The sequence below is a fragment of the Acetobacter lambici genome (genome assembly GCF_011516885.1).
GTDB classification, from domain to species: Bacteria; Pseudomonadota; Alphaproteobacteria; order Acetobacterales; family Acetobacteraceae; genus Acetobacter; species Acetobacter lambici.
The window spans coordinates 265,295-290,523 of the sequence record NZ_WOTD01000001.1 but is presented as its reverse complement, the minus strand read 5'-3'; the positions used below and the strand labels follow the sequence as shown (position 1 = coordinate 290,523).

At 58.9% G+C, this 25,229-nt stretch carries 19 protein-coding genes; 10 read left to right on the top strand and 9 right to left on the bottom strand.

What is annotated here, in order from left to right; translation table 11 throughout:
- Window position 1: 1 nt before the first annotated feature.
- From greA to carA, 3 genes are all read right to left on the bottom strand, one after another.
- The gene (gene greA / locus GOB86_RS01360; protein WP_165990590.1) at window positions 2–475 is read right to left on the bottom strand and encodes a transcription elongation factor GreA; all 474 of its coding nucleotides are present in this window, start codon (window positions 473–475) and stop codon (window positions 2–4) included.
- A 144-nt stretch (window positions 476–619) separates the two neighbouring features.
- The gene (carB, locus tag GOB86_RS01355) at window positions 620–3,874 is read right to left on the bottom strand and encodes a carbamoyl-phosphate synthase large subunit (RefSeq protein WP_165990589.1); all 3,255 of its coding nucleotides are present in this window, start codon (window positions 3,872–3,874) and stop codon (window positions 620–622) included.
- A 16-nt stretch (window positions 3,875–3,890) separates the two neighbouring features.
- A complete protein-coding gene (carA, locus tag GOB86_RS01350; RefSeq protein ID WP_165990588.1) occupies window positions 3,891–5,297 on the bottom strand; it encodes a glutamine-hydrolyzing carbamoyl-phosphate synthase small subunit in 1,407 nt (468 codons plus the stop codon).
- Window positions 5,298–5,478: 181 nt separating this feature from the next.
- Between carA and GOB86_RS01345 the strand changes: the two genes are divergently transcribed.
- From GOB86_RS01345 to GOB86_RS01310, 8 genes are all read left to right on the top strand, one after another.
- Window positions 5,479–5,934 carry a GatB/YqeY domain-containing protein gene (locus GOB86_RS01345; RefSeq protein WP_165990587.1) on the top strand — a complete coding sequence of 152 codons (456 nt, stop codon included), beginning with the start codon at window positions 5,479–5,481 and terminating at the stop codon, window positions 5,932–5,934.
- 24 nt (window positions 5,935–5,958) lie between these two features.
- Window positions 5,959–7,791 carry a DNA primase gene (gene dnaG / locus GOB86_RS01340; RefSeq protein WP_165990586.1) on the top strand — a complete coding sequence of 611 codons (1,833 nt, stop codon included), beginning with the start codon at window positions 5,959–5,961 and terminating at the stop codon, window positions 7,789–7,791.
- Between the two features lie 155 nt (window positions 7,792–7,946).
- Complete coding sequence (gene rpoD / locus GOB86_RS01335) at window positions 7,947–9,926, top strand: RNA polymerase sigma factor RpoD (protein ID WP_165990585.1); 1,980 nt, start codon at window positions 7,947–7,949, stop codon at window positions 9,924–9,926.
- Complete coding sequence (locus GOB86_RS01330) at window positions 9,916–10,494, top strand: GNAT family N-acetyltransferase (protein ID WP_165990584.1); 579 nt, start codon at window positions 9,916–9,918, stop codon at window positions 10,492–10,494. Before rpoD ends, GOB86_RS01330 begins: the two co-directional genes overlap by 11 nt.
- A 157-nt stretch (window positions 10,495–10,651) precedes the next feature.
- Window positions 10,652–11,107, top strand: coding sequence for a 30S ribosomal protein S6 (gene rpsF / locus GOB86_RS01325; protein ID WP_165990583.1), 456 nt, complete (start codon window positions 10,652–10,654; stop codon window positions 11,105–11,107).
- A gap of 5 nt (window positions 11,108–11,112) precedes the next feature.
- Window positions 11,113–11,388, top strand: a complete 276-nt coding sequence (rpsR, locus tag GOB86_RS01320; RefSeq protein ID WP_165990582.1) for a 30S ribosomal protein S18 — start codon at window positions 11,113–11,115, stop codon at window positions 11,386–11,388.
- 11 nt (window positions 11,389–11,399) lie between these two features.
- Complete coding sequence (rplI, locus tag GOB86_RS01315) at window positions 11,400–11,990, top strand: 50S ribosomal protein L9 (protein WP_165990581.1); 591 nt, start codon at window positions 11,400–11,402, stop codon at window positions 11,988–11,990.
- Window positions 11,991–12,111: 121 nt separating this feature from the next.
- Window positions 12,112–13,335, top strand: a complete 1,224-nt coding sequence (locus GOB86_RS01310) for an SAM-dependent methyltransferase (RefSeq protein ID WP_165990580.1) — start codon at window positions 12,112–12,114, stop codon at window positions 13,333–13,335.
- Between the two features lie 3 nt (window positions 13,336–13,338).
- On the opposite strand, the gene rsmA is transcribed toward GOB86_RS01310, so the two are convergent.
- The 6 genes from rsmA to GOB86_RS01280 all read right to left on the bottom strand — a co-directional run bounded on the left by rsmA (window position 13,339) and on the right by GOB86_RS01280 (window position 22,018).
- On the bottom strand, window positions 13,339–14,169 hold the full coding sequence (rsmA, locus tag GOB86_RS01305) for a 16S rRNA (adenine(1518)-N(6)/adenine(1519)-N(6))-dimethyltransferase RsmA (protein ID WP_165990727.1): 831 nt from the start codon (window positions 14,167–14,169) through the stop codon (window positions 13,339–13,341).
- On the bottom strand, window positions 14,166–15,536 hold the full coding sequence (locus GOB86_RS01300) for a peptidylprolyl isomerase (protein ID WP_165990579.1): 1,371 nt from the start codon (window positions 15,534–15,536) through the stop codon (window positions 14,166–14,168). Before GOB86_RS01300 ends, rsmA begins: the two co-directional genes overlap by 4 nt.
- A gap of 81 nt (window positions 15,537–15,617) precedes the next feature.
- Window positions 15,618–17,945: an LPS assembly protein LptD gene (locus GOB86_RS01295; protein ID WP_165990726.1), complete on the bottom strand. Its 2,328-nt coding sequence runs from the start codon at window positions 17,943–17,945 to the stop codon at window positions 15,618–15,620.
- Between the two features lie 6 nt (window positions 17,946–17,951).
- On the bottom strand, window positions 17,952–19,064 hold the full coding sequence (gene lptG / locus GOB86_RS01290; RefSeq protein WP_165990578.1) for an LPS export ABC transporter permease LptG: 1,113 nt from the start codon (window positions 19,062–19,064) through the stop codon (window positions 17,952–17,954).
- A 16-nt stretch (window positions 19,065–19,080) separates the two neighbouring features.
- Window positions 19,081–20,223 carry an LPS export ABC transporter permease LptF gene (lptF, locus tag GOB86_RS01285; RefSeq protein WP_165990577.1) on the bottom strand — a complete coding sequence of 381 codons (1,143 nt, stop codon included), beginning with the start codon at window positions 20,221–20,223 and terminating at the stop codon, window positions 19,081–19,083.
- 91 nt (window positions 20,224–20,314) lie between these two features.
- Complete coding sequence (locus GOB86_RS01280; RefSeq protein ID WP_165990576.1) at window positions 20,315–22,018, bottom strand: porin; 1,704 nt, start codon at window positions 22,016–22,018, stop codon at window positions 20,315–20,317.
- A gap of 575 nt (window positions 22,019–22,593) precedes the next feature.
- On the opposite strand from GOB86_RS01280, the gene GOB86_RS01275 reads away from it, so the two are divergent.
- Window positions 22,594–24,426 (top strand): ABC transporter ATP-binding protein, encoded by a 1,833-nt coding sequence (locus GOB86_RS01275; protein WP_253543634.1) that lies wholly within the window; start codon window positions 22,594–22,596, stop codon window positions 24,424–24,426.
- Window positions 24,423–25,115 carry a GntR family transcriptional regulator gene (locus GOB86_RS01270; RefSeq protein ID WP_165990575.1) on the top strand — a complete coding sequence of 231 codons (693 nt, stop codon included), beginning with the start codon at window positions 24,423–24,425 and terminating at the stop codon, window positions 25,113–25,115. The genes GOB86_RS01275 and GOB86_RS01270 overlap by 4 nt, the downstream gene beginning before the upstream one ends.
- The last annotated feature ends 114 nt before the right edge of the window (window positions 25,116–25,229 follow it).

Sequence of the window (25,229 nt, the reverse complement as noted above, 5' to 3'; positions counted from 1 at the left end):
GTCAGATGAATTTGACGGACAGGATTTCGTAAGTCCGGTCTCCACCAGGAGCAGGCACGGACACGGTGTCGCCTTCCTGCTTGCCTATAAGGGACTTGGCGAGCGGGGATGAGATGGAAATTTTGCTCTGTTTGATGTCCGCCTCGTGCAGGCCAACGATCTGGTAGGTGATTTCCTTGTCCGTATCCTCGTCAACAAGGCACACGGTCGCGCCAAATTTGACATGGCTGCCAGACAGGGAGGAAGGCTCGATCACCTCGGCGGTGGAGATCAGTTCTTCCAGTTCCTGAATGCGTCCTTCAATAAAGGACTGGCGCTCACGCGCGGCATGGTATTCAGCATTTTCCGAAAGGTCGCCATGGCTGCGGGCTTCCGCAATGGCGCGGATAACAGCCGGGCGTTCTTCTGACCGGAGCCTGCGCAGCTCATCTTCAAGCTGTAGCAGGCCCTTGCCCGTCATTGGAGTTTTCTGCAAGACGTGTCCCCAGAATAAAAGCTGCCGGACCTGCCGGCCCGGCGCAGTAGTTACATCAATATTCGCGTCGGGTGACGCCTCACACTCGTGGGGTTTGGCCCGGCATGGAACGGATGGGGCAGCCGGTCCGGCTACCCCGTGCGCTCAGAACGAACCACTAAAGTATGACTGAAGTGGCGCAACATCAAGCGGTCCTTCGCGCATTGCCGCAATAGCGTGGATTGCAGCGCGTGCGCCCGCCATGGTGGTGTAGTGCGGAATGCCCAGTACAAGGGCGGAACGGCGGATGTCAAAACTGTCCGCCACGGACTGTGCGCCCTGTGCGGTGTTAATGACCATCTGCACTTCGCCCGAGCGAATGGCGTCCACGCAATGCGGGCGGCCTTCGAGCACCTTGTTGACCACACTGACCTCGATCCCGGAGTCACGCAGCTTGCGCGCCGTGCCCCGTGTTGCCACGATTTTAAAGCCCATGGAGGCCAGCAGGCGGCCCAGCGGGGGCAGTTGCGGTTTGTCGCTCTCCCGCACGGACAGGAACACCGTGCCACTCATGGGCAGGCGCACGCCAGCCCCAAGCTGTGATTTGGCAAAGGCCCGCTCAAAGGACGTATCCAGCCCCATGACCTCACCCGTGGAGCGCATTTCCGGCCCCAGAATGGTGTCCACTTCGGCAAAGCGGTTGAAGGGGAACACCGCCTCCTTGACAGCCACGTGCGGCACCACGGCCCGGTCGTCCAGATTAAAGCCGCTCAGCTTGCTGCCCGCCATAACCCGTGCGCCAATCTTGGCAACCGGAACCCCCGTTGCCTTGGCCACGAACGGCACGGTGCGCGAGGCACGCGGATTGACCTCCAGCACAAAGATCTCCTGATCCTTGATCGCGTATTGGACGTTCATCAGCCCCACAATGCCAAGCTCACGCGCCATGGCCTCGGTCTGGGCCTTAAGCTCGGTCACAATGGCGGGGGAGAGGGTATAGGGCGGCAGTGCGCAGGCGCTGTCGCCCGAGTGAATGCCCGCTTCCTCAATGTGTTCCATAACGCCTGCCACGTACACGTCCGTGCCATCGGCAATGCAGTCCACATCGGCTTCGATCGCTTCGTTCAGGTAGCGGTCGAGCAGAATGGGGCCGGAGGAAATTTCGTGCCCGGCAACGCGCAGCACGTCACGCATGTAACGCTGGAGGGAGGCGCGGTCATACACAATTTCCATCGCCCGGCCACCCAGCACGTAGGACGGACGCACGACTACGGGGTAGCCCACGCGCTCGGCCACAGCTTCGGCTTCCTCGGGGCTGCGGGCAATGCCGTTTTCGGGCTGGCGCAGACCAAGTGTGTGCAACATGGCCTGAAAGCGCTCGCGGTCCTCTGCCCGGTCAATGGCATCGGCTGGTGTGCCCAGCAGCGGAATGCCAGCCGCTTCCAGTGCGCGGGAGAGTTTGAGCGGGGTCTGTCCGCCATACTGCACAATGCAGCCCTTGACCGTGCCGTTGCGCTGTTCGCAACGGATCAGGGCAATGACGTCCTCGGCCGTAAGGGGTTCAAAATACAGACGGTCGGATGTGTCGTAGTCGGTGGAGACCGTCTCGGGGTTGCAGTTGACCATAATGGTTTCATACCCGGCCTCACGCAGGGCGTAGGCGGCATGAACACAGCAATAGTCGAACTCGATCCCCTGACCAATGCGGTTGGGACCACCCCCAAGGATAATGATCTTTTCGCGGTCTGTCGGGTTGGATTCACAGATCGGGGGGGCAAAATGCCCTTCGTAGCTGGAATACATGTACGGTGTTGCGGAGGTAAACTCGCCAGCGCACGTATCAATCCGGCGGTAGACCGGTGTTACGCCCGCTTTTGTGCGCAGCTCGTCCACTTCCTCGGGCTGTGTGCCCGACAGGCGGGAGAGTTGCACGTCTGAAAAGCCAAGGGCCTTCAGGCGGCGCAGGCTCTGTGCGTCCTTGGGCAGACCGTGGTGTTCGACCTCGCGCTCGGCACGGATGATTTTTTCCATCTCGCGCAGGAACCACGGCTCAAACTTGCAGGCTTCATGAATGGCCTCAACCGACAGGCCTGCACGCAGCGCCTGAGCGGCCATAAGAATACGCTCGGGCCGGGGCTGGGAGAGGGCGGCGCGGAATGCGTCTTCCCCACCATCGCCGGGGGCTTCCACCGGGTCCAGCCCGTGCAGGCCGGTTTCCATCGAGCGCAGGCCCTTCTGGAGTGCCTCGGGGAAGGAGCGGCCAATGGCCATGGCCTCACCAACCGACTTCATGGAGGTGGAGAGCAGAGCCGGAGCGCCGGGGAATTTTTCAAACGTAAAGCGCGGAATTTTGACCACAACGTAGTCAATGGTCGGCTCGAAGGAGGCCGGAGTTGTGCGCGTGATGTCGTTTTTCAGCTCATCCAGCGTGTAGCCAACCGCAAGTTTGGCTGCGACCTTGGCAATGGGGAAGCCCGTAGCCTTGGACGCAAGGGCGGATGAGCGCGAGACACGGGGGTTCATCTCGATCACAACCATGCGGCCATCGGCGGGGTTAATGCCGAACTGCACGTTGGAACCACCCGTTTCCACCCCAATGGCGCGCAGGCATGCCAGCGAGGCATCGCGCATACGCTGGTATTCCTTGTCGGTCAGCGTAAGGGCGGGCGCGACTGTAATGGAGTCCCCCGTATGGATGCCCATGGGGTCGATGTTTTCGATCGAGCAGATGATAATGCAGTTGTCCGCCGTGTCGCGCACAACTTCCATTTCATACTCTTTCCAGCCCAGCACGGACTCTTCGACCAGCACTTCCGTGGTGGGCGAGGCGTCCAGACCCGAGAGGATGATCCGCTCGAACTCCTCGCGGTTATAGGCAATACCGCCGCCCGAACCACCCATGGTAAAGGAGGGGCGGATAATGGTGGGGAAGCCGATCTGCTTGAGCGCTTCGTGCGCTTCGGCTAGTGTGTGGGCAATAAAGCTGCGTGGGCTTTCAATGCCAATGGCGTCCATGGCCTCGCGGAACTTCTGCCGGTCTTCTGCGCGGTCGATCACGTCGGCTTTCGCGCCGATCAGTTCAACATTATGCTTTTCCAAAAAGCCCGAGGCATGCAGCGCCATGGCTGTGTTCAGCGCTGTCTGCCCACCCATGGTTGGCAGGACCGCGTCGGGCTTTTCCTTGAGAATAATGCGCTCGACCACTTCTGGCGTAATGGGCTCCACATAGGTGGCGTCCGCAAGGCCGGGGTCGGTCATGATGGTGGCGGGGTTGGAGTTGACCAGAATAACCCGGTAACCCTCCTCCCGCAGGGCCTTGCAGGCCTGCGCGCCGGAATAGTCGAACTCGCACGCCTGACCGATAACAATGGGACCGGCGCCGATGATGAGGATGGAGCGGATGTCTGTCCGTTTGGGCATGATGCGTTCGGTCCTGTTAGTGCTTGACGCCGTTGGTGTCGATCAGGGTGACAAAGCGTTCGAACAGATAAAAACTGTCGGACGGGCCGGGGCTTGCTTCGGGGTGGTACTGCACGGAAAACGCTGCGTATTTATCCGATGCCAGACCTTCGTTCGAGCCATCAAACAGGCTGACGTGGGTGACATGCGCGTTTTCGGGCAGGGTTTTGGCATCTACGGCAAAACCGTGGTTCTGGCTGGTAATTTCCACCTTGCCGGTTGCCAGGTCCTGCACGGGCTGGTTAGCCCCCCGGTGGCCGCGTTCCATTTTGTAGGTCTTGGCCCCCAGTGCTTGCGCAAGCAACTGGTGCCCGAGGCAGATGCCAAACAGCGGTATGCCAGCTTCCAGCACGGTGCGGATGGCGGGCACGGCGTAGGTGGCGGTGGCCGCAGGGTCCCCCGGACCGTTGGAGAGGAACACACCTTCGGGTTTGAGTGCCAGTATCTGCTCGCCCGTGGTGGTGGCGGGGACCACGGTCACGTCGCACCCGGCACTGACAAGGCAGCGCAGGATGTTGCGTTTGGCCCCGTAATCCACGGCGACAACCTTGCGGCGTTTGCCTGTGGGGGCTGCGGTGTTGGCAGGCCACGACCATACACCTTCGGACCATTCATAGGGTGCTGTGCAGGTGACTTCCTTGGCAAGGTCCATGCCCTCCAGCCCCGGCCACGCGGTAACTGCGGCGGCAATGGCGTCCAGATCAAACTTGCCGTCGGCGGGGAATACGAGGGCTGCGGTCTGTGCGCCACCATCGCGGATTTTCAGGGTCAGGCTGCGGGTGTCCACGCCGGCAATGCTGGGGGTGCCGTGCTGCTTGAGCCACGCATCCAGACTGCTGGTCGCGCGCCAGTTGGCCTGCTCGGTCGGGTCTTCCTTGACCACCAGCCCAAGAGCTGCGGGGCGCGTGGCCTCGTCATCCTCCGCATTCGTGCCAACGTTGCCGATATGCGGGAAGGTGAAGGTGATGATCTGCCCGGCAAAGGAAGGGTCGGTCAGGGTTTCCTGATACCCGGTCATGCCGGTGGAAAAGCAGATTTCCCCAATGGCGGGTTTGGGTGTGAAGGCACCAAAGCCTTTCCCCCACAATACGCTGCCATCAGCGAGAACAAGAGCGGCGGTCGCGCCATCCGGGCGGGCTTGAGGCATGGATGATCCTGTCTGGCTGCCTCCCGCAAGCGGGGAGGGTCTGTCTGTAACTGCGGGTGCGGGCTGGAGGTCCTGAAGGGAAAGACCCGTGGCCTGGGCAATGGCTGTCCAATGGCGGGAGGGAATGGCCTGCGCCTGCCGCCATTTGCGAATGGCCTCGGTGCCAACGCCGGTCAGCCGCGCCGTGGCGTCTGCTCCGCCAATGCGGGCTATAATGGAGTCGATTGACATGGGCATGTGCAAAATGGTTCCTCCCGGGGCGCTCTTTTAGCAGCATGTCAAACCGGTGGGAAGAAATTTCCCACCAGCAGGCGCTGACCCTGCGGGAGGCTGGGAAGTTTTTTCCCGTAAAGCTTTTTTTCGTGGCGGGTGATATGGTGCGCAGCGATTATAAACACATATGGAGCGTAGAAGAAGCATGACCCTTCGTGAAAGCCTGATGGCAGATCTGAAAACCGCAATGAAGGCAGGCGAAAGCGCACGTGTTGCCACCATTCGCATGGTCACGGCCAAGCTCAAGGATGTGGAAATCGCAGGCCGTGCAAAGGGCAATGAAGGGCTGAGTGAGGATGAAGGCGTGTCCGCCCTGCGCGGCATGATCAAATCCCGCACGGAATCCGCCACCCTGTACCGTGATGCCGGTCGCCCGGAACTGGCCGACAAAGAAGAGGCGGAAATTGCCGTAATCCGTGGCTATCTGCCGCCAGAACTGGATGAGGCAACCCTGAATGCCGCCGTGGCCGAAGCTATTGCTTCCACGGGTGCGGCATCCATGAAGGATATGGGTAAGGTCATGGGTGTGCTCAAAGGCAAGTTTGGTGCAGTGCTGGATATGAGCCGCGCAAGTGCCGCCGTAAAGGCGCTGCTGGGTTAAGGCTGAGGGTGGCAGCAGCTCCAAATGGCCATTGATTCCAACTTTCTGGATGAGTTGCGTGCGCGCACCCCCATAACGTCCGTAATTGGACGCAGGGTCAAACTCGCGCGTTCTGGCCGGAACTGGAAAGGCTGTTGCCCGTTCCACGGGGAAAAAACGCCCTCGTTCTATGTGTATGACGACCACTTCCATTGTTTTGGCTGTGGTGTGCATGGAGATGTGATCTCCTTTGTCATGCAGATGGAGGGCAAAAACTTCCCCGAGGCGGTGGAAGAGCTGTCCTCCGCCGCAGGCATGGAAGTGCCAAAGGACACCCGCGTCATGCGTGAGCAGGTGGCCCATGTCCGCTCTTTGGAGGATGTGCTGGAGGCCGCGCAGGCGGTGTGGTCGGCAGCACTGTACAAACCCGAAGGCCGCGCCGGGCTGGACTATCTGCTCGGGCGTGGTCTTACGCGTGAGACCATAGCAGCATTTGGTCTGGGTTGGGCCAGTGCGGGGCGTGGTCAGTTGGTGGAAGCGCTGGCCCCACAGGGCATTACACCGGAGCAGATGGCGCAGGCCGGGCTGATGCGGGTGGATGAGGATGGGCAGCCCAAAGGGGAGCTGTTCTGGGGGCGTGTGACGTTCCCTATCCGTGACCGCAAGGGGCGGCTTGTCTCCTTCGGGGGGCGTATTCTGGGGGATGGGCAGCCCAAATACCTGAACGGGCCGGAAACCCAGCTTTTTTCCAAGCGCAGGCTGCTGTTCGGGCTGGACCGCGCCCGCGCTGCCGTGCGAGCGCCAAGACCAAAGGGTGTGGTAGCCCCGGACCTGATTGTGGTGGAAGGCTATATGGATGTCATAGCCCTGCATCAGGCGGGCTTTACGGGGGCGGTAGCCCCATTGGGTACGGCCCTCACACCTGAGCAACTGGAAGTGTTGTGGCAGGTCGATCGCGCCCCCATATTGTGTTTTGACGGTGATGGTGCAGGCAGGCGGGCTGCGGTCAAGGCAGCAGAAACCGGGTTGCCTCTGCTCGCACCCGACCACACGCTCCGCATCTGCCTTCTGCCCGATGGGGAGGACCCCGACAGTCTGGTCCGCCAGCGGGGGGCTGCGTTTGTAGCCGAGTTTTTTGCCGGGGCATCCCCCCTGTCCAGCGTACTGTTCGACCTGCTGGTGGGCGGTGTGACCAGTCCGGGGCCGGAGGAGCGGGCCGCCCTGCGGCGCAGGCTGGCCGAAGTTGCCGCTCTTATTCCAGACAAGGCTCTGGCCTCGGAATACCGCGCAACGCTGTTTGACCGTTTTTTTGCGACTTTCCGCCAGCAGGGGCGGGGGAAGCAGCATAAGGGGGGCAGGCCCAATTTTGTTCCGCCGGGTGCTGTGCAGGATTCGCACACGGTGGATATGGATCAGGTGCGTGAGCAGCAGCGGCTTATGCTGCTGCTGCTGGTGGAGCACCCGCAACTGGTGGCGGAAATGGAAGAAGCCCTGTGCCGCCTTGACTTACCAGTGGATTTTGCGCCATTGCGTGGTGTGCTGCTGGACTTGTCGGCCGATGGTCGTCTGCCCCAAACAGGGGATGACCTGCAGGTATGGCTGAAGGAGCACGGGCAGGAGGCAACTCTGGCGCCGCTCATGCGTGTTGATGGCACAGGCCTGAGCCATGGGGACGTGGAGATTGTTGCTGCCAGAACACGATGGTGGCATTTTTACGGCTTGTTGTACCGTGACCAGTTCATACGTGAGGTTACGGACGATGTGGCCCGTTTTTTTTCCGAAAAAACGGGAGATACCAGCCAGTGGCAGAGATTACAGGCGCGGCTGGAGGCCATGGAGCGCCTGCGCCGTGGCGGACTGGATGACGCGGATATCTGAGCAAATGCTGAATGTTCCTGAGGGTGTTCCTCTTGACTTCGTGCTCAGTATATCCCACGTCCTGCCCGCCCCGAATAACGTGAACAGTGTAGTGTGGTAAACTGGTCGTTCTGTATCCTGTCCGGGATGCAGATGGGGGGAGGAGCAGGTCTGGCATGGCGACAAAAACGGCATCAACGAACGCAGCGCAGGAACAGGATGGTGATTCCAGCCTGTTGGATACTCAGTCATCCGCGGTCAAAAAGCTGATCGCAAAAGGGCGCGAGCGGGGATGCATCACGTTTGATGAGCTGAATGCCGTTCTGCCGCAGGATAAGATGTCCTCCGAACAGATCGAGGACATTATGGCCGTCCTGTCCGAAATGGGCATTCAGGTGGTCGAAAGCGAAGAGAGCGAAGAAGGCGAAGCCCAGAAGCCTGCCGAAGACGATGAAGAATCGGATGAGGAAGAGCCCGAAGCCGAAGCTGATGCAGAAAGCCCCGCTGTAGGGAATGTCAACGAAAGTGCGGGTCGTACGGATGACCCCGTTCGTATGTATCTGCGCGAAATGGGCACGGTCGAACTGCTCTCCCGCGAAGGCGAAATCGCCATTGCAAAGCGGATCGAGGCAGGCCGGGACGAAATGATCGGCGGCCTGTGTGAAAGCCCGCTGACCTTCCGCGCCATTATCTCGTGGCATGAAAAAATCCGTAACAATGAAATGCTGCTGCGTGACATTGTGGATCTTGAAGCCATGCAGAGCGGCGGCCCGATGGAAGAAGGGGCCGAGGGCGCTGAAGGAGAAGGCTTTGCCGAATCCGAGACCGAAGAGACGGAAGAGCCAGATACCGAATCCGAAGGCGATATTGAGGGCGAAGGCAGTGGCCTGTCCCTTTCCGCGCTGGAAGAAAAGCTCAAGCCCGAAATTCTGGCCCATTTTGCTGAAATCGAACCGCTGTATGAGGCCCTGCGTAAATTGCAGGTCCACCGGATTGAAGCCCTGACATCTGGCGAAGATGTGGATGGTGCGTTCGAGGATAATTACATCGCACTGCGTGACCAGCTGGTCAGCAAGGTTGAGCAGGTCCACCTGCACAACAACCGGATCGAAGATCTGGTGGCCCAGCTCAAGCAGATGTTCCAGCGCCTGAACGTGCTGGAAGGGCGCATGCTGCGTCTGGCGGAAAGCTGCCGCGTCTCGCGCGATGATTTTTTGATGAAGTACCGTGACCGCGAACTCGATCCGGGCTGGATGGACATGGCCTCCGCCCTGCCGGGCCGGTCATGGAAGAACTTTGTGGCCAAACACGCGCCAACTGTTGTGGATCTGCGCAACAATGTGGCGGGTCTGGCGCAGGAAACCGGCCTGCCAATTGGTGAGTTCCGGCGTGTGTATGCAACGGTCGCCCGTGGCGAGCGCGATTCCGCACGTGCCAAAAAGGAAATGATCGAGGCCAATCTGCGGCTGGTTATTTCCATTGCCAAAAAATATACCAACCGTGGTCTTCAGTTCCTTGACCTGATTCAGGAAGGCAATATCGGCCTGATGAAGGCGGTGGACAAATTTGAATACCGCCGTGGCTACAAGTTCTCCACCTATGCCACGTGGTGGATCAGGCAGGCCATTACCCGCTCTATTGCGGATCAGGCCCGCACCATCCGTATTCCCGTGCATATGATCGAGACCATCAACAAGCTGGTGCGCACCTCGCGCCAGATGCTGCATGAAATCGGTCGGGAACCTGCACCGGAGGAACTGGCTGAAAAGCTGGGGATGCCTTTGGAAAAAGTGCGTAAGGTGCTCAAGATCGCCAAGGAGCCAATTTCTCTCGAAACCCCGATCGGGGATGAGGAAGACAGCCATCTTGGGGACTTCATCGAGGATAAATCGGCGGTTATCCCCCTCGATGCGGCAATCCAGACCAACCTGCGCGAAGCAACGACCCGGGTTCTGGCTTCCCTTACCCCGCGTGAGGAGCGTGTGCTGCGCATGCGCTTTGGTATTGGCATGAACACCGATCATACGCTTGAAGAGGTCGGTCAGCAGTTCAACGTTACCCGTGAGCGTATTCGTCAGATCGAGGCCAAGGCGCTGCGTAAGCTCAAGCACCCCAGCCGGAGCCGCAAGCTGCGTTCCTTCCTGGATGATAACTGATCTAGGTTTTCTTCAGCCGGTTACGCGCATGAGGGTGCTTGTCACCTTCATGCGTATGGCCCGCCCACCCGTTATGCCTCCGTTGGCACTACCGCGGGGATGGGTGTTTGAAGATGATGTGCGTCTGTCCGTCTCCCAGTATCGGAGCCTGCATTTTGGTGTCGGGCGTAACTGCTGCTGGTGGATGCGGCAGGTCCTGTCCGACAAGGCATTGGCCCACCTGCTGGCCACCGCTCCCATAAAAGTTGGTCTGTTGCGTGAGCACCGGCATATTCGTGGGTTTTATGAGCTGAACCTGACAGACCCGCAGGATATTAATCTGGCCTATTTTGGCCTGCTGCCCGAGGCAATAGGGCAGGGGGTAGGCCGGGCTTTTCTGGATGGGGTTCTGCGCCGGGCATGGGCCTGCGGGCCAAAAAGTGTGCGGGTCAACACCTGTACGGCGGATCATCCCCGCGCTCTGCCGCTCTACAGGCAGATGGGGTTTGAGGTGATCCGGCGCGTGGAGGAGGAATGGGATGTGCCAGACCGGCTTGGTCTGGATATTCCGGCTCATCTGCGCTGCTAAATATCTTGCATTTCGGGTCGGGGTGTGGTTGACACTCCCTTTCCCTGCCGGGCTCAGGCATTGGTCCGGCTATACCCTTGGTTTCTGGCTTGTTCAGAGGCACCGCTGCCGAAAGGGTTCGGCGCGGGTGGGTTGATTGTATCCGAAGGGAGCAAACATGCCACTTTACGAAAGCGTGCTTATTGCACGTAATGACATTTCTCAGCAGCAGGTCGACGCTATTCTGGACGGCATTGCCGCTCAGATCGAAGCAGACGGCGGTGCCGTTCGCAAGCGTGAATACTGGGGTCTGCGCAGCCTTGCATACCGCATTAAAAAGAACCGTAAGGGCCACTACGCTCTTCTGGGTCTGGAAGTGCGCTCCGAGCTGCTCAAGGAAATTGAACGCCAGCTGTCCCTCAATGAAGACATCCTGCGTCTGCTGACGCTGCGGGTGGACGAAATTGACGAAGCTCCGTCCCCCGTTCTGTCCCGCAAGGGCGAAGATCGTGGCGAACGCGGCAGCTTCCGTGGTGGCGCCAAGCCAGCCGGTGGTCGTTTTGAAAGCGGCCGTGGTGGCCGTCGCGGTGGCGACGACCGGGTTGCTGACCAGCCAGAAAACGCAGCGGAGTAATTCAGATGTCTGAAACAGCAGAAATCAATCCCGCCGCCCGTCGTCCGGCTGTTGGCGCTCGTCGTCCGTTCTACCGTCGTCGCAAGTCCTGCCCGTTCTCCGGCCCCAATGCGCCGAAGATCGACTACAAGGACGTGCGTCTGCTCAGCCGCTTCCTGTCCGAACGTGGCAAGATCGTGCCGAGCCGTATCACGGCGGTTTCCGCAAAAAAGCAGCGTGAGCTGGCGCAGGCTATCAAGCGTGCCCGCTTCCTGGCTCTGCTTCCTTACGTTGTAAGCTGAGGGGAACAACCATGGCTGCTACAGAAGTAATCCTGCTCCAGCGCGTAGCGCATCTGGGTCAGATGGGTGATGCGGTAAAGGTTCGTCCGGGTTATGCCCGTAACTACCTGCTGCCGCAGGGCATGGCTATTCGTGCGAACGAAGCCAACCGCGCCCGTTTTGATCGTGAACGTGCTCAGCTCGAAGCGCAGAACATCAAGAACCGCGAAGAAGCAGAACGTCTGTCCGAACGGATGGAAGGTCTGGCGGTTGTCCTGATCCGTCAGGCTGGTGACAGCGGTAGCCTGTATGGCTCCGTAAGCCCCCGCGATGTGGCAGAGTCCGTGACGGAAGCTGGTTTCACCATCTCCCGCCAGCAGGTCTCCCTTGCACACCCCATCAAGTCCCTTGGGCTTTATGAGGTTAAGGTTTCCCTGCACCCGGAAGTTGTCGTGTCTGTTATCGTTAACGTTGCCCGTTCGCAGGAAGAAGCTGAACGTCAGGCACGTGGCGAAGCGACCTCCGTGGAAGAAGAAGCCACTCTGGCCGGTGACGAAGCCTTTATTGAAGGCGAAATCGTTGCTGACGCAGAAGACACCGAAACTCAGGAAGCAACTGCCTGATTTTTCGCTTCTGCGAGAGTACGAAAAGAGGATCGGCTTCGGCCGGTCCTTTTTTTTTGTCGGTTTGTCGGTTTCGTTCTATGTAGTTGCTAGATATTTTTACATATAGGGATTTTTCAGCATGAAGCGCGTTCTGGGGCCGATCTTGCGGCATTTTGTAGAATCCGGCTCCCTGCGCGTGCTGTGGCCAGATGGTGCAAGCAGCACCTACAAGGGCAAAAAGCCCGGGCCACAGGCCGGTGTGCATTTAAAAAATACAGCAGCGGTCAAATCTCTGGTGCTCAACCCCGGTCTGGCTTTTGGCGAAGCGTATATGGATGGCTGCCTGGAGCCATTGGACTGCACACTCTACGATCTGCTGCATCTGCTTATGCTGAACGCCATGAACCCGTCGGGGCATATAACGGAGCAGTTCTCCGCAGCTTTGCGCTACGTACGGCGTGGCTGGATCCAGTTTAACTCCACCTCCCGTTCCAAGCAGAATGTGGCCCACCATTACGATCTGGGTAATAGCCTTTATGCGCTGTTTCTGGATAAGGACTGGCAGTATTCCTGCGCGTACTTCCGTACGGGGGAGGAAACGCTGGACGAGGCGCAGGAGGCCAAAAAGCACCACATTGCCTCCAAGCTCAAGCTTGACCGGCCGGGGCTGGAGGTGCTGGACATAGGCTGTGGCTGGGGTGGCATGGCCCTGACACTGGTGCGCGATTACGGTGCGGTTGTAACCGGCATCACCCTTTCGGAAGAGCAGCTGGCCTTTGCACGCAAGCGTGCGCAGGATGCCGGGCTTGCGGAGCGTGTTCATTTTGAACTGCTGGATTACCGCCATTTACAGCGCAAGTTTGACCGTATTGTCTCGGTTGGTATGTTTGAGCATGTCGGCGTTGGACACTACAAGGCATTTTTTGAGACGGTCCGTAACGCTCTGAAGCCCGATGGTATTGCGCTGATCCACTCCATTGGCCGTAGTGACGAACCGGGAACCACCAATCCGTGGATGAACAAATACATCTTCCCCGGTGGGTATTCTCCCGCATTGAGTGAGGTCTTTTCCGCCGTGCAGCAGACCGGACTATGGGTTACGGACTGCGAGATCCTGCGGCTGCATTATGCCAGGACCATTGCCATCTGGCGTGAGCGCTTTGCCGAGCATCGTGCGGAGGCCGTGGCCATGTATGATGAGCGCTTTGCCAGAATGTTTGAATTCTATCTGGTCGCGGCGGAGCTCGCCTTCCGCGTGCAGGGGCACATGAACTTCCAGTTGCAGCTCTCACCATCCATCAACGCGGTACCCTACACCCGCGATTACATGGTGGATGCGGAAAGACGCCAAACCGCCAGCTAATACCTAGCCCAGTGCCAGATGGGCACGCGCCAGTTGGTCGAACTCTGCAATGCTCAGGGTCTCGGCCCGGCGGGTGCCGTCTATATTGGTGGCATCCAGCAGCTTTGCGCCGTTCAGGCTTTTAAGTGACCCACGGAGCATTTTACGCCGCTGGCCAAAGGCTGCGGCAGTTACGCGCTCCATGGCTTTGAACAGGGCGGGAGAAGGCTGGTCACGATGTGGGGTAATGCTGGCTACAGCCGACCAGACCGCCGGAGGTGGGGTAAAGGCACCCGGGGGTAGCTTCATGACCACAGAACAATCCGCACACCATTGGCTTAAAACTGCCAGACGACCATAATGTTCGCTGTCGGGGGCCGCACATATCCGTTCGGCGACCTCCCACTGGAACATCAGGGTCAGACGGTCCCATGCCGTACCCTGTCGCAACCACCCGATGAGCAGGGGCGTTGCAACATTGTAAGGCAGGTTGGCTACAACCTGCCGGGGGGCCGGGCAGAGTGTTGTCAGGTCATGCTTGAGGGCATCGGCCTCGATTACGCTCAGGCGATCAGGGTAAAACTGGGCCAGTTCCGCAATAACCGCTACCGCACGTGTGTCCAGTTCCACGGCGGTCACCGTGCTAGCCCCTGCGGCCAGCAATGAGCGGGTCAGGCCACCGGGGCCGGGGCCAACTTCCACAACATGTTGCCCGGCCAGAGCGCCAGCAAGGGCTGCAATATGGTCGGTAATACCCGGGTCGAGCAAAAAGTGCTGGCCCAGAGCCTTACGGGCGTCCAGTTCATGCCGGCGAATAACATCGCGCAGGCTTTCCAGTTCGGGAGGCAGGATTATGCCCCTTTCAGCTTAACGTGCAGGTCAATCATGGCGCGGCGATGCAGGTCGCTGTCGAGCTGGCGGGCTGCCTGCTCCACGCGTTCGTTCATCAACTGGTCGGCAATTTCGCTCGGTGAGCGGTTGGAAAAGTTCTTTTCCGTTTTGGAGCAGACCATCAGCAGGTCAATCCCCTCGCGCGAGACCATGGGGCGGGAGGCCTGAGCAATGGGAAGCTCGGCCAGCACCGACTGCATTTGCGGGTTAAGGCGTTCAAGAGGCAGTTCACCGGGGTTGCTCGGGCGTTTTTCGCCCTCAGCCTTGTTGGCGGCTTCCATTTCCGTACAGCTATGGGTTGTCTGGATAATGTGCATGGCTTTTTGCAGCGCGGCTTCCTGCTGCGGGGTTACGTGCTGGGGGTCCAGTGGTGTGTCAAACGCCACAAAGACCTGACGGATATCGACCATATGGCCCATTTCCTTCCCCACGATCCGTTTGCCGTTCAAGGACACAATCAGGAACCCGCCGGGTACGGTAATGGGGTTGGAGACCGCACCCACGCCCACAGGCATCTGCCGCACAATATCCACAACGCTCGGGTCGAGCTCATCTTCCTGCACCCAGCCCATGGAGCCGCCGTCGAGCGCTGTCTGGCTCTGGGAGAACTGGGCCGCAACAATGGGGAAGGGGGCACCCTTATGCAGTTCGTCAATAACCGTGTTGGTAAAAGCGAGTTCTTCTTCCGCGTGGCGGGGGTCATCCACCTTGACAAAAATTTCGCTGATTTCGTATTCCGTCCGGCCTTCCTCGCGCTTGAGCGCGGCCTGACGCTGGGCAATATCACCAGCGGATACGCGTGAACGCGGGCCAAGCTCCTGCCGCAGAACCTGAATCCAGCCAATCTGTACGCGCAACTGGTCGATGAGCGTGGTCAGGGAGACACCATCCTGCGCAAGGTGGCTGCGCAGGGTGCCTTCGGGCATGCCGTTACGTTTTTCAATATTGACTATGGCTGCGGCAATCTGTTCGGGGGCAATGTTGATGTGGCGGCTCAGGATTTCCTGCGTACGCAGTTTTTCATCAATCATCTGCCGAATAATCTGCGGGCGCAGGCGGGCCATCAGGTCATCGGATACGGGCAGGCCAGTGGAAAGGGCAAACAGTTTGCCGCGGTTGTCCACGTCTCTTTTGGTCAGCGGAATGCTGTTCACCACCGCGACGATCATGTCATCGGGTTCGGGCTGTGCCTCGGGGGCCGGGGTTTGCGCGGTTTTGGCAGCGGACGTGCGGTGGTGTGTGGCCGCCACGGCATGGGGAGCCGCCAAACAGACCGGAAGGGCCAGCGCGGTAAGAGAACAACAAGCCAGTGTTAAGGAGCGCAGACGCATACGGAACGGTCTTTCAGCTTTCTGCCATATCAGAACGATCTGTTTGTGATACCGGAGATGGCACTATTTTTGAAGCAGTTCTTACTTGAGCCCAAAGGCCCCCAGAGTTTTAAGGCTTACCGTGACCAGATAGGTCGAATTACGCTGCTGCCCACCGATGGTTGTGTATTGCTTCAGATACATGAAGTCGATAGCGAAGCAGTCATTATCATACCCCAAATCACCGCCAAGAGAGACGAAGTCCTTGCGTGAAAGGCTACGCCGCGAAAAGCCTGAAGCGTGCCAGTTCTGCCAGTCCACAGATACGCCGCCACTGAGTTCGCTCGTCTGTGTTGTGTAAAGCTGGTTGGGGGAGTAGGCGCGGTAGTTGGTGGCAAAATAGTAATAGGGCGTGACAGGCTCGTAAATATAACCGCCACGAATGCGAAAATGCGGCACACCAGCGCTGAAGAGCGCATCGCCAAAATTGATTTTGGTATTGTGCGGGTCCAGCCGCATGCGGGCTGTAAAGTCAAAATACTGGCTGGGTATGACGCGTGCGCGCGCCACCACGTCCGAGGCATGGTGGTCCAGCCCGGAGTATGGGAGCATGTCATGCGTAATGTGCTGCTGGAAGCTTTCGCCCGCCAGCAGGTCGACTACGTGCCCGTCCCATGTCCAGTTGGCATGAATGCCCACATTACCGCGCAATCCGCCATCCAGCCTGTCCGTTCCCTGATAACGGTTGAGGGCAAATAGTGTGCTATCGGTAAATTCGTAGCTCATGCTGTCTTCATTGGGGATCATGTCACTCGCACCTGCGCCGGTATTGGGGGCGTAGATGCCTTGCACAATCGGTTCGATCAGCTGTGTGCCCCGGCCATGTTCAAACGTGCGGACGAATGGCCAGTTGGTTTTCAGGGCGATGGTGGGCAGCACCTGCCCGCTTACGGTTGTACGGGCCGTATTGTAGTAAGTGGGCTGCTGGTACAGCTTGCGGGCGCGGTAGACCATTGAGTCCAGACGCAGGGTTAGCAGGAACTGCTGGCCCATTTTGGTATGGAATGGCCGGTTCCAGTTCAACTGGAGTTCGCCACGCTGGTCGGATACGCCGTTTTCACGCCGGACGTTGAAGTCCGTTGTATCAACACTCAGACGCCCACCCAGCGCATCAGGTTGCCCCGTAAAGCTGTAGGTATAGCGGGGCAGTACAAGAGGCAGGTCCTTGTTGTGGATGATACCCTGGTTCAGCCCCTGATAGTACTCGCCATCCAGGCGGCTGTAAGAACCGGTGCCAAATCCTTCCAGATTGGCGGTGGTGTTGAGGGTATCTTCCCCATAACCCTGCACACGGTAATCGCGCATGTAGTTTGCCGAACTGGTCAGTTTGATGTTGGCGCCAGCCCGCCAGTAGTTGTTAATAGAGAAATCACCGCGGGCGAAGAAATGGCCCTGCACGCCATGGTTGCCCCCGCTCGTTTCCTCATGGCCAAAGCTGTTGGTGTAAGTCTCGCTTCTGTGGGTGTCATAGGCGATCCCGCCACGGATGCTCAGTCGGCCAAAATTCAGGTGGTTACGGTAAAGGGCACTAAGTTGCGGCCCTGTTTTGGTGGCGAACAGCCCCTGCACATTCATGTCAGACTGCTGATTGATGACCCAGTAATAAGGAATTGTAAAATAGGTGCCAAGGTAGCGGTCATGCGGTGTCACGCCCGGCATGAGAAAACCGCTGCGCCGCTTGGCGGAGGGGTCCGTCATGGAAAAATAGGGTAAATAAACGACCGGAACGCCCATAATATCCAGATAGGCATCGCGGAAGTCTATTTTCTGGTGCTCAAGGTCCTGTGTCGCGTTAAAGGCGCGGAACTGCCAGAATGGTGGGCGGGTTTTGTCTTTTTCACAGATTTCGCAGGCCGTGTATACGGCGCGGCTCATATCGTTGATCTTGCCGCCGGTGCGCCGCATGCCGTTGGCGGCCATTTTGGCGTTGTCAGGCATGGTTGCATTCACATGCAGCAAGATCCCGTCCTTCATGCCGCCTGTCAGTTCGGCATAATGGGCATACATGACCGACCCATCCGGCTGGATGGTGGCCACATTGCCACGGGCGGCAATAAGACCTGTATCCCTGTCATACACAATTTTGTCCGCGCGCAGGACACGCTCGCCTTGCCAGACCTGTACGTTGCCCGTCCATGTCACGGTATGTTCGACATCGTTGTAATCAACTTTGTCGGCCTGAAATGTCGCGGGGTCGGTGGGGGATGTCCGTTGACTGGAGTTGACGTGCATAGGCTTGGGTTTGAACTGTGCAAACGCGGCCCTTGGCTGGCTGATGACCAGACAAGCTGCAACACTTCCCAGTGCTGTTGCTGCACTAAGGGTGGAGCGGCGGCGCAGCAGGGCGCAGCAAAAAGGCCGGAGCGCCACGATCAATCAGCCATCCTCCAGATGAAGAAGTAGTGCAACAGCCAGGCAGAGCCCGGCAAGGGTAGGTGCCCATGCAGCCAGAACGGGGGGAAGCGCTCCTGACTTTCCAAGCTGCTCAGCGACTTTGGATATGGTGAAAAGCAGAAAACCCGCCGCAACACCAGACCCAACCATTTTGGCAACGCCGCCTCGCCGTGAGGGACGCATGGAAAAACCAGCGGAAACCAGCGTCATGGTGCCTGCCAGTATAGGCAATGCCAGCAGGGACTGAAAATGAATACGGTGCCGTATGGATGAAAAACCTGAATGTTCGAGTAGGGTTATAAAGCCCGGCAATGTCCAGACGGAAAGCGTGTCGGGCGCGGCAAAACTTTCCTGCACGCGTTCAAGGGTCAGGCTTGTGGGGAGTATGATCGAGCCTACGGACTGAAGAATGTTGTTCGGTTTTACAACCGAAGCCTCTGTAAGCTCCCATCCGGCACTTTTTAGGGACCCTTTGGGGGATTCGATTCGCATGACCAGACGGTCTTCGTGGTCGAGACGAAAGACGCTGATATCGCGAATATGCAACTGCCCCTGAGTGACCTGCACGTCCCCTGCATGCAGCATGGCAACGCCCTGGGGGTCGTACTGTGTGTCCGCCTGCCGGAGCCACAGGGAGCCGCCGGAAAGGCTGAGTGGCCCCCCATCGGAGCGGAGATACTGCTGGTCCAGATCCGCCGCCCGACGATACATGACCGAAGAAAGAGGGGAGAGTACGCATGTGGCCAGTAAGCCAAGTATAATGGCGCAGGTAAGGGGGGCCGCAAGGAACTGCCATGCGGAGATCCCCGCCGCCCGCGCAACAATCAGCTCGGACGAGCGGGTCAGCCGCCAGAAGCACACAATGCCGCCAAGCAGAATACCAAAGGGCAGAATTTCAATGGTAAAATAGGGTATGTGCAGCCCCGCGATTTCCGTCACGATATTAGAGGAAACCTCGGGGCGGGAGGCAACCCGACGGAACAGGTCAATAAGGTCGAACAGGCAGATCACACCCGTAAGTGCCGCGACCATGGCCAGAACGCACAGCATGAACTGCCGCGCAATATAGCGCGAGAGAGTGACGGCGACGATCATGCGTTCGAACGTCCTCTCATGCCTGCTGGTGCCGGGAGGCTTTTATTTCTGGCATGAACAGCGCGTAGGCGCAGACCAGCCCCGGCAGGGTGGCAAAGAGCGGAATAAGTGGAAGAAGGCGGATGTTGCGCCCGGCCAGATTTTGCAAAAGCATGGTCATGGCCAGCAACCCAACAACGCACAGCACGGCCACCAGAGGGCGCGTTACACCACCATGGCGCGAGAATGCGCCCCTGAGCATGGCGAACATGCCGATCATGGCAAAGGAGAAGCATGTGAGCGGGGATGTAACGCGCCGCCAGCCCTCCACCCTGAACTTGCCCCTATCCCGCGCGGATACGGTGTTCGGGTCGGGGGAGAGCAGTTCGGAGAGGGACATCTCAGCCGAATCACGCGTGTGCTGGTTTGACGGACGTACGGTTGAAAAATCCATGGTGTCCTGTTTGAAAACAAGCATGTTCAACCGGCCGGTCTTGCGGTCGATAACCTGACGCGAACCATCATAGAGCACAACACGCGGCACGTCATTGACAATGACCATATTGCCGTGGCTGGCCAGAATTGTGGCGTGGTTGTCGGGCTGGCGGTCATCTTCCACCAGAATACCCCACAAAACCCCATTCTTGTCGCGTGAGCGGATATAGACGGTCATGGTGTTTGATACTTTTGTAAAAACACCATCTTGCAGCATGAAAGCCGCCATCTTGTTTCTGATCTGAATTTCGTACTGGCGGAACGCGTGGTAGGTGGTCGGGACAATCCACACGTTGAGCACGAACACGATCAGTGCCGAAATCGAGGCGCAGATCAGCCCCGGCCGCGCCAGAGCAAAAGGGGAAAGCCCGGCCGCCTGCATGACCGTAAGCTCACGGTCATTGGCCAGCCGCTGGTAGATGAACAGGCTGACAACAAAAGTTGTAATGGGCATGACCACCGCCACAAAGGACGGTAGCAGAAGACTGGTCAGGCCAATAAACACCCGCAGGGACAAACCCCGGTCCACAACCAGCGAGACAAAGTGCAGCGACTGCATAAGCCAGATCAGTGCGGCCAGCCCCCCCGTTGTGGCCGCCAGCGCAACCAGCAACTGACGCAGCACGTAACGGTCCAGCGTCAGAAGGTGGTGTTGGAGCCACAGGATAAGGGAGCGGACAGTCATGGTGTCGGTTATCTACCTCCGTGGTGCCAGAGGCAACAGTCCGGGCTGTAATCGGTCTATAAAATAGAGATCACAGAACGCCCTGACCCGACTAGAACATCAGCATGACGCCGCCCGATGCGGTGTTGTCGCTTTCCTTGCTGCCACCATGCGCGGAGGAGGACGTGTGGGAGTATTCCCCGATCACGGTCAGCCAGTCGGTCATCTGGTAGTACGCGGCCCCGACCTCGGACTGGTTGCGGCGGACCAACCCTGCGGACCCGGAGGCACTTTCCAGAGCGGTGTTTTCGCCACCTGCCAGATACAGGTTGCTCACGCCATAACTGCCAACAAGGCGGAATTTTTTGGTAATATGGTAAGCGCCCTGCACGTAGTACCCTTCGGAGCTACGCTTGCGGCCATTGGCGTCCACACCATCAAAGAACAGGCCCGTCGTGCCCAGCCCGCTGCCACGGTAGTAGTAAGCAACGCCTTCAAACGGACCGTAGGTGACCTTGGAGCCAATGTCTCCGGCTTCCACCATGGTGCTGCGGTGCTGATCGGAACTGAGCAAGGCGTTGCCGTTGAGCTGCTGGCTGCTAAGCCCCTGCATGTGCTGGATCAGGAAGCTGGCCCAGATATGGAACTGCACATCGGAGACGGAAAAGTCATACACCGCGCGGCCCTGCACCATGGGGGAGGAATGCTGCGTGGACCCTGCGGAATACTGGCTGTTGCCTACCCCGGTTGGGTTGGTGGCATCGGCATAACCGAATTCATCCAGCGGCTGGAAAATACCCACAGACCCCTGAAAACCACCTAGCTTGGGGGAGGTGTAGGAGATCTGGGGGATCCAGTCCGCGTACACATAACCCACACCAATACGGCCCAGAGACGTATTGCCCGGCGATGCATTGCTCCCCGTGGAGCCAACACTCAGCAGGGTTGCGTCGTTCATAATGGCGTCGCTGGCGAACAGGGCCAGGTCACGGCCGATCTTGAACGTGCCGATGTCCTTGTTGCCAAAGGTCATGTAAACCTGACGAAGATCGATGCCAGCCGTGCCCAGCCCCACGGGGCTACCGCCGGAGTTGGCGTTAAAGGCGGCGGGCTTGGCGTTGTCCAGCCCCGGATACATGCCCAGCACGGCGGAAATATCCATCCCCTGCTGCACGGTGTTCATCTTGAGAATGAACCCTGCGGGGAGCAGCCCGTTCCGGACAGCCGATGAGTCAAAGCCCGAGGAGCCGGAGGATACGCCACCCGCAATGGGGCGGCCACCAGCCGGGCTGTTATAGGAATAAAAACCGTTCACAAAGCCAGACAGGTTAATGTCTATGGGGCCAGCTTTAAACGTCAGGCCCTTGCCGGGCACGTATTTGGCAACCCGTACAAAATTGCCGCCATCCAGCGCCTTGGCCGCTTCCTGCGCGGAGCGTGCGCTGGCCTCCGCACGGGTGGCGGCGTCTTCCGCCCGCAAGGAGACATCGTTTTCGCCCGTACCTGGGTCAAAGCGGATGCCCGGTTCGTAGCCCGCCTGCGCGCCACGGGCCGCATGGGCCATGGCCGTGTGGGCACTGCCCGAGGCAACATGGGCCGCGTGCGTGGCATGTGGTTCGGCCGCAAGGGCGGCATGGTGAACATGCTTGGCCAGAAGTGTGTCATATTCATGTCTGGTCAGGCTGCCTTTGGCGCGCAGCACATCCAGCAGGTCCGCGTAGTCATCCGCGTAAGCGGGTGTGGGGAGCATATGCGGCATCCCGGCAACTGATGCAGCCATGACTGTAGCCAGCAGTGCCTTTTTTCCCGATGCCATGAACTGTGTACTCCCTTGAATTCTCATGTTCTCTGTGGGAGCCAAGCCTTGCTGTCGTCAATATGTTGATGACGGGCGGTAAAGCTGCGTGCGCGTTGGATAATCCATTCGTTTTTTGGTCATCTGCTCTGCATATTGTGGCGCTGTGGTGGTTTTTGTGCGCGGTGTGGTTGGTATGTGCTGCGATACATCAGTTAAAATAGTGTAATATTTTCAGGGATTTATATAATTTTTAGCATATGTTGGCCCTGAAAAATTCTGTTTGGAGATGAGCCAGCCCCGCAAGGCCCAGATAGAAAGAGAGCGGGAAAAAGTTGAAAAACAGGTGAGTGAAGGGTGTTTTGTGATGTGGCTCATCACGCAATCTTTATCGTTATAACAAGGACTTCGGGTCGTGCTGCTCGGCCCGCCCCCGTAATGCGCGTGGCGGATGGCATGCGTTGGCATGCAGGAAAACCTGTTTGGGGGAAGCGCAAAAGACCCGTATTGTGGGGCAGCCCCGGTTACGGAACAGGGGGCCGCCGTTCTGATCTGGTAGCAGGGTCAGGCGTATTCTGCCGGGGAAGAAACAAAACGTGTTGGTGGATCATAAAAAGAATAATACCGCCGGGGCAAAGCCCGTATCCGACCCTGTGACCGTGCCCGATGAGGCGCTGCCAGCCTATGCGGGCAGGCCGGTCAGCTTTTTGCTGCGCTACATGCGGGCCCGCCCGTTGGGGCACGCGCTGGTGTTTGGGGCCGTGGGTGGGGCCATAAGCTGTATTGTGCTGTCGTCTTACGGCATACGCCATCTGGTGGATTTGATGACCAGCCATTCCGGTGGTTCCGTGGTGTCGGCTGTATGGGCCGCCGTGGGGGTGCTGATCGGGCTGATCGTGGCGGACAACATATGCTGGCGTATTGCAGGCTGGTTTGCCGCGCGCACATTTGTGGCGGTCACGGGGGATATACGGCAGGACCTGTTCCGGTTTTTAACCGGGCATTCCCCGGCCTATTTTGCCGATCGTATGCCCGCATCCCTTGCCGCGCGCATAGCAACGGCGGGGAATGTCAGCTTTACCATCGAGAACATGCTGGCATGGAACGTTATCCCTCCCAGCCTTAATGTGCTGCTCTCTGTTGTGCTCATGCTCTCGGTCAGTTGGACCATGGGGGGCGCGACCGTTCTGCTGGCGGGCGGGTTATGCCTGATCATGTTCCGTCTGGCGCTCAAGGGCCGTCGCCTGCACGGGCATTACGCCGTGGCCGCCGCCGGGCTGGAGGGCGAGACGCTGGACGTTATGGGCAACATTGCCCTTGTGCGCGCCTTTGGCATGCGCAACCGTGAGCGCCAGCGCTTTAACGCCCTGACAGAGCGGGAAATGGGCGAGCGGCTTAAATCCCTGCGTTACATGGAACAACTCCGCATGATCCACGCGGGCATAACTGCCGTGCTGACGACGGGGCTACTGATCTGGGCGGTGCTGCTGTGGCAGTGGCAGCAGGCCAGTGTGGGGCAGGTGGTTATGGTCATCACGCTCGGCTTTGCCATTCTGCACGGTACGCGCGACCTTGCTCTGGCGCTGGTGGAAACCATTCAGCACAATGCGCGCCTGTCCGAGGTGCTGTCCTCCCTGCTGGTTCCGCATGACATGCCCGACCCGCAGGTGGCCGCCGACCTGCCCAGCCCGGTGCGGGGGGATGTACGCTTTGGCGATGTGACCTTTGCCTACCCCGGAGGGGAGCCTGTTCTGGCGCATTTTAATCTGCATATCGCAGCGGGTAGCCGTGTGGGGCTGGTGGGGCGCTCCGGCTCGGGCAAAAGTACCGTGCTGGCCCTGTTGCAGCGCATGCGCTTTGTGCAGTCCGGGTCTATTCTCATAGACGGGCAGGATATCCGCGAACTGACGGATGACGCCTTGCGGGCGTGCCTGTCTGTTGTGCCGCAGGATGTCTCGCTCCTGCACCGTAGTGTTATGGAGAACATCCGTTACGGTCGGCCCGATGCGAGTGACGAGGCCGTGCGGGCTGCTGCTGCTGCTGCCGGATGCGCCACATTTATTGATGCGTTGTCCGAAGGGTTCGAAACAGTTGTGGGTGACCGGGGGGTCAAGCTCTCGGGTGGTCAGCGCCAGCGTATTGCCATTGCGCGCGCTTTTTTGCGTAATGCCCCCATTCTGGTGCTCGATGAAGCAACCAGTGCGCTGGATACGGAAAGCGAGGAGCATGTGCAGCGCGCGCTTGACCGGCTTATGGTCGGGCGCACGGTTATTGCCGTGGCACACCGCCTGTCCACGTTACGAAATTTTGACAGAATCGTTGTTATGCAGGATGGCAGAATTGCTGAGGATGGCTCTCCTGCGCTACTTGAGCGGCAGAATGGTCTCTACAGCCAGTTTCTGAACAGGCAAATGGCACATGCGCAATGACATTTAACACCACCACCATACCAGCGCAGGGTGAGAGCAGGCCCGAAGGGCGGGGCGCTCTGGCAGCGTATGCCTACCAGCAGATCCGTGACCAGTTGATCTATTGCCGCTATCAGGGGGGCGAGCGTCTGGTGCTGCGGCCATTGGCTGTATCTCTTGGGTTAAGCCCGACCCCTGTGCGTGAAGCGCTCCTGCGCCTTGTGTCCGAGCAGGCTCTGGTGCTGGATGAGCGCAATACGGCTTGCGTCCCTCTGACCTCACGCCCTGTTTTTCTGGATATTCATGGCGTGCGCGAGGTGCTGGAAGAACGCGTAACCCGCGATCTGGCAGCCCATATTACACCCGAACAGATTGTTATTCTTGAAGATAAACACAAAGCCTTTGTTGCCGCCTATGAGGCTGGTGAGCCGCATGCAACGGCCATTACCAACGTGTATTTCCACAGCACCGGGGCCAGTTTTTCCAGACTGTCAGTGACCGTGGGGCTGATCCGTGGGTTATGGACCCGCATGGGGCCGATTTATGCCGCAGCCAATGGCCTGCCCACCATTAGCCCGGCCAACCCCGATCACCCACACCTGCAATTGCTGGAAGCTTTTCGGGCTGGGGATGCAGATGCGGCTGTCAGGGCTTTGAAGCGCGACTTCATGCAGGCCAAGGAATGGCTGGAGCCATTGCTGCCCGGCTAGATTTTGTGGGCACACCCATAAAAAAGCGCCCTGATCTGGTCCATGTGTCATGGGCAGGCAGGGCGCTTTTTTTGTGCGGACATGGGCGTGGCCAAGCCGCCTTGCAGCAAACTG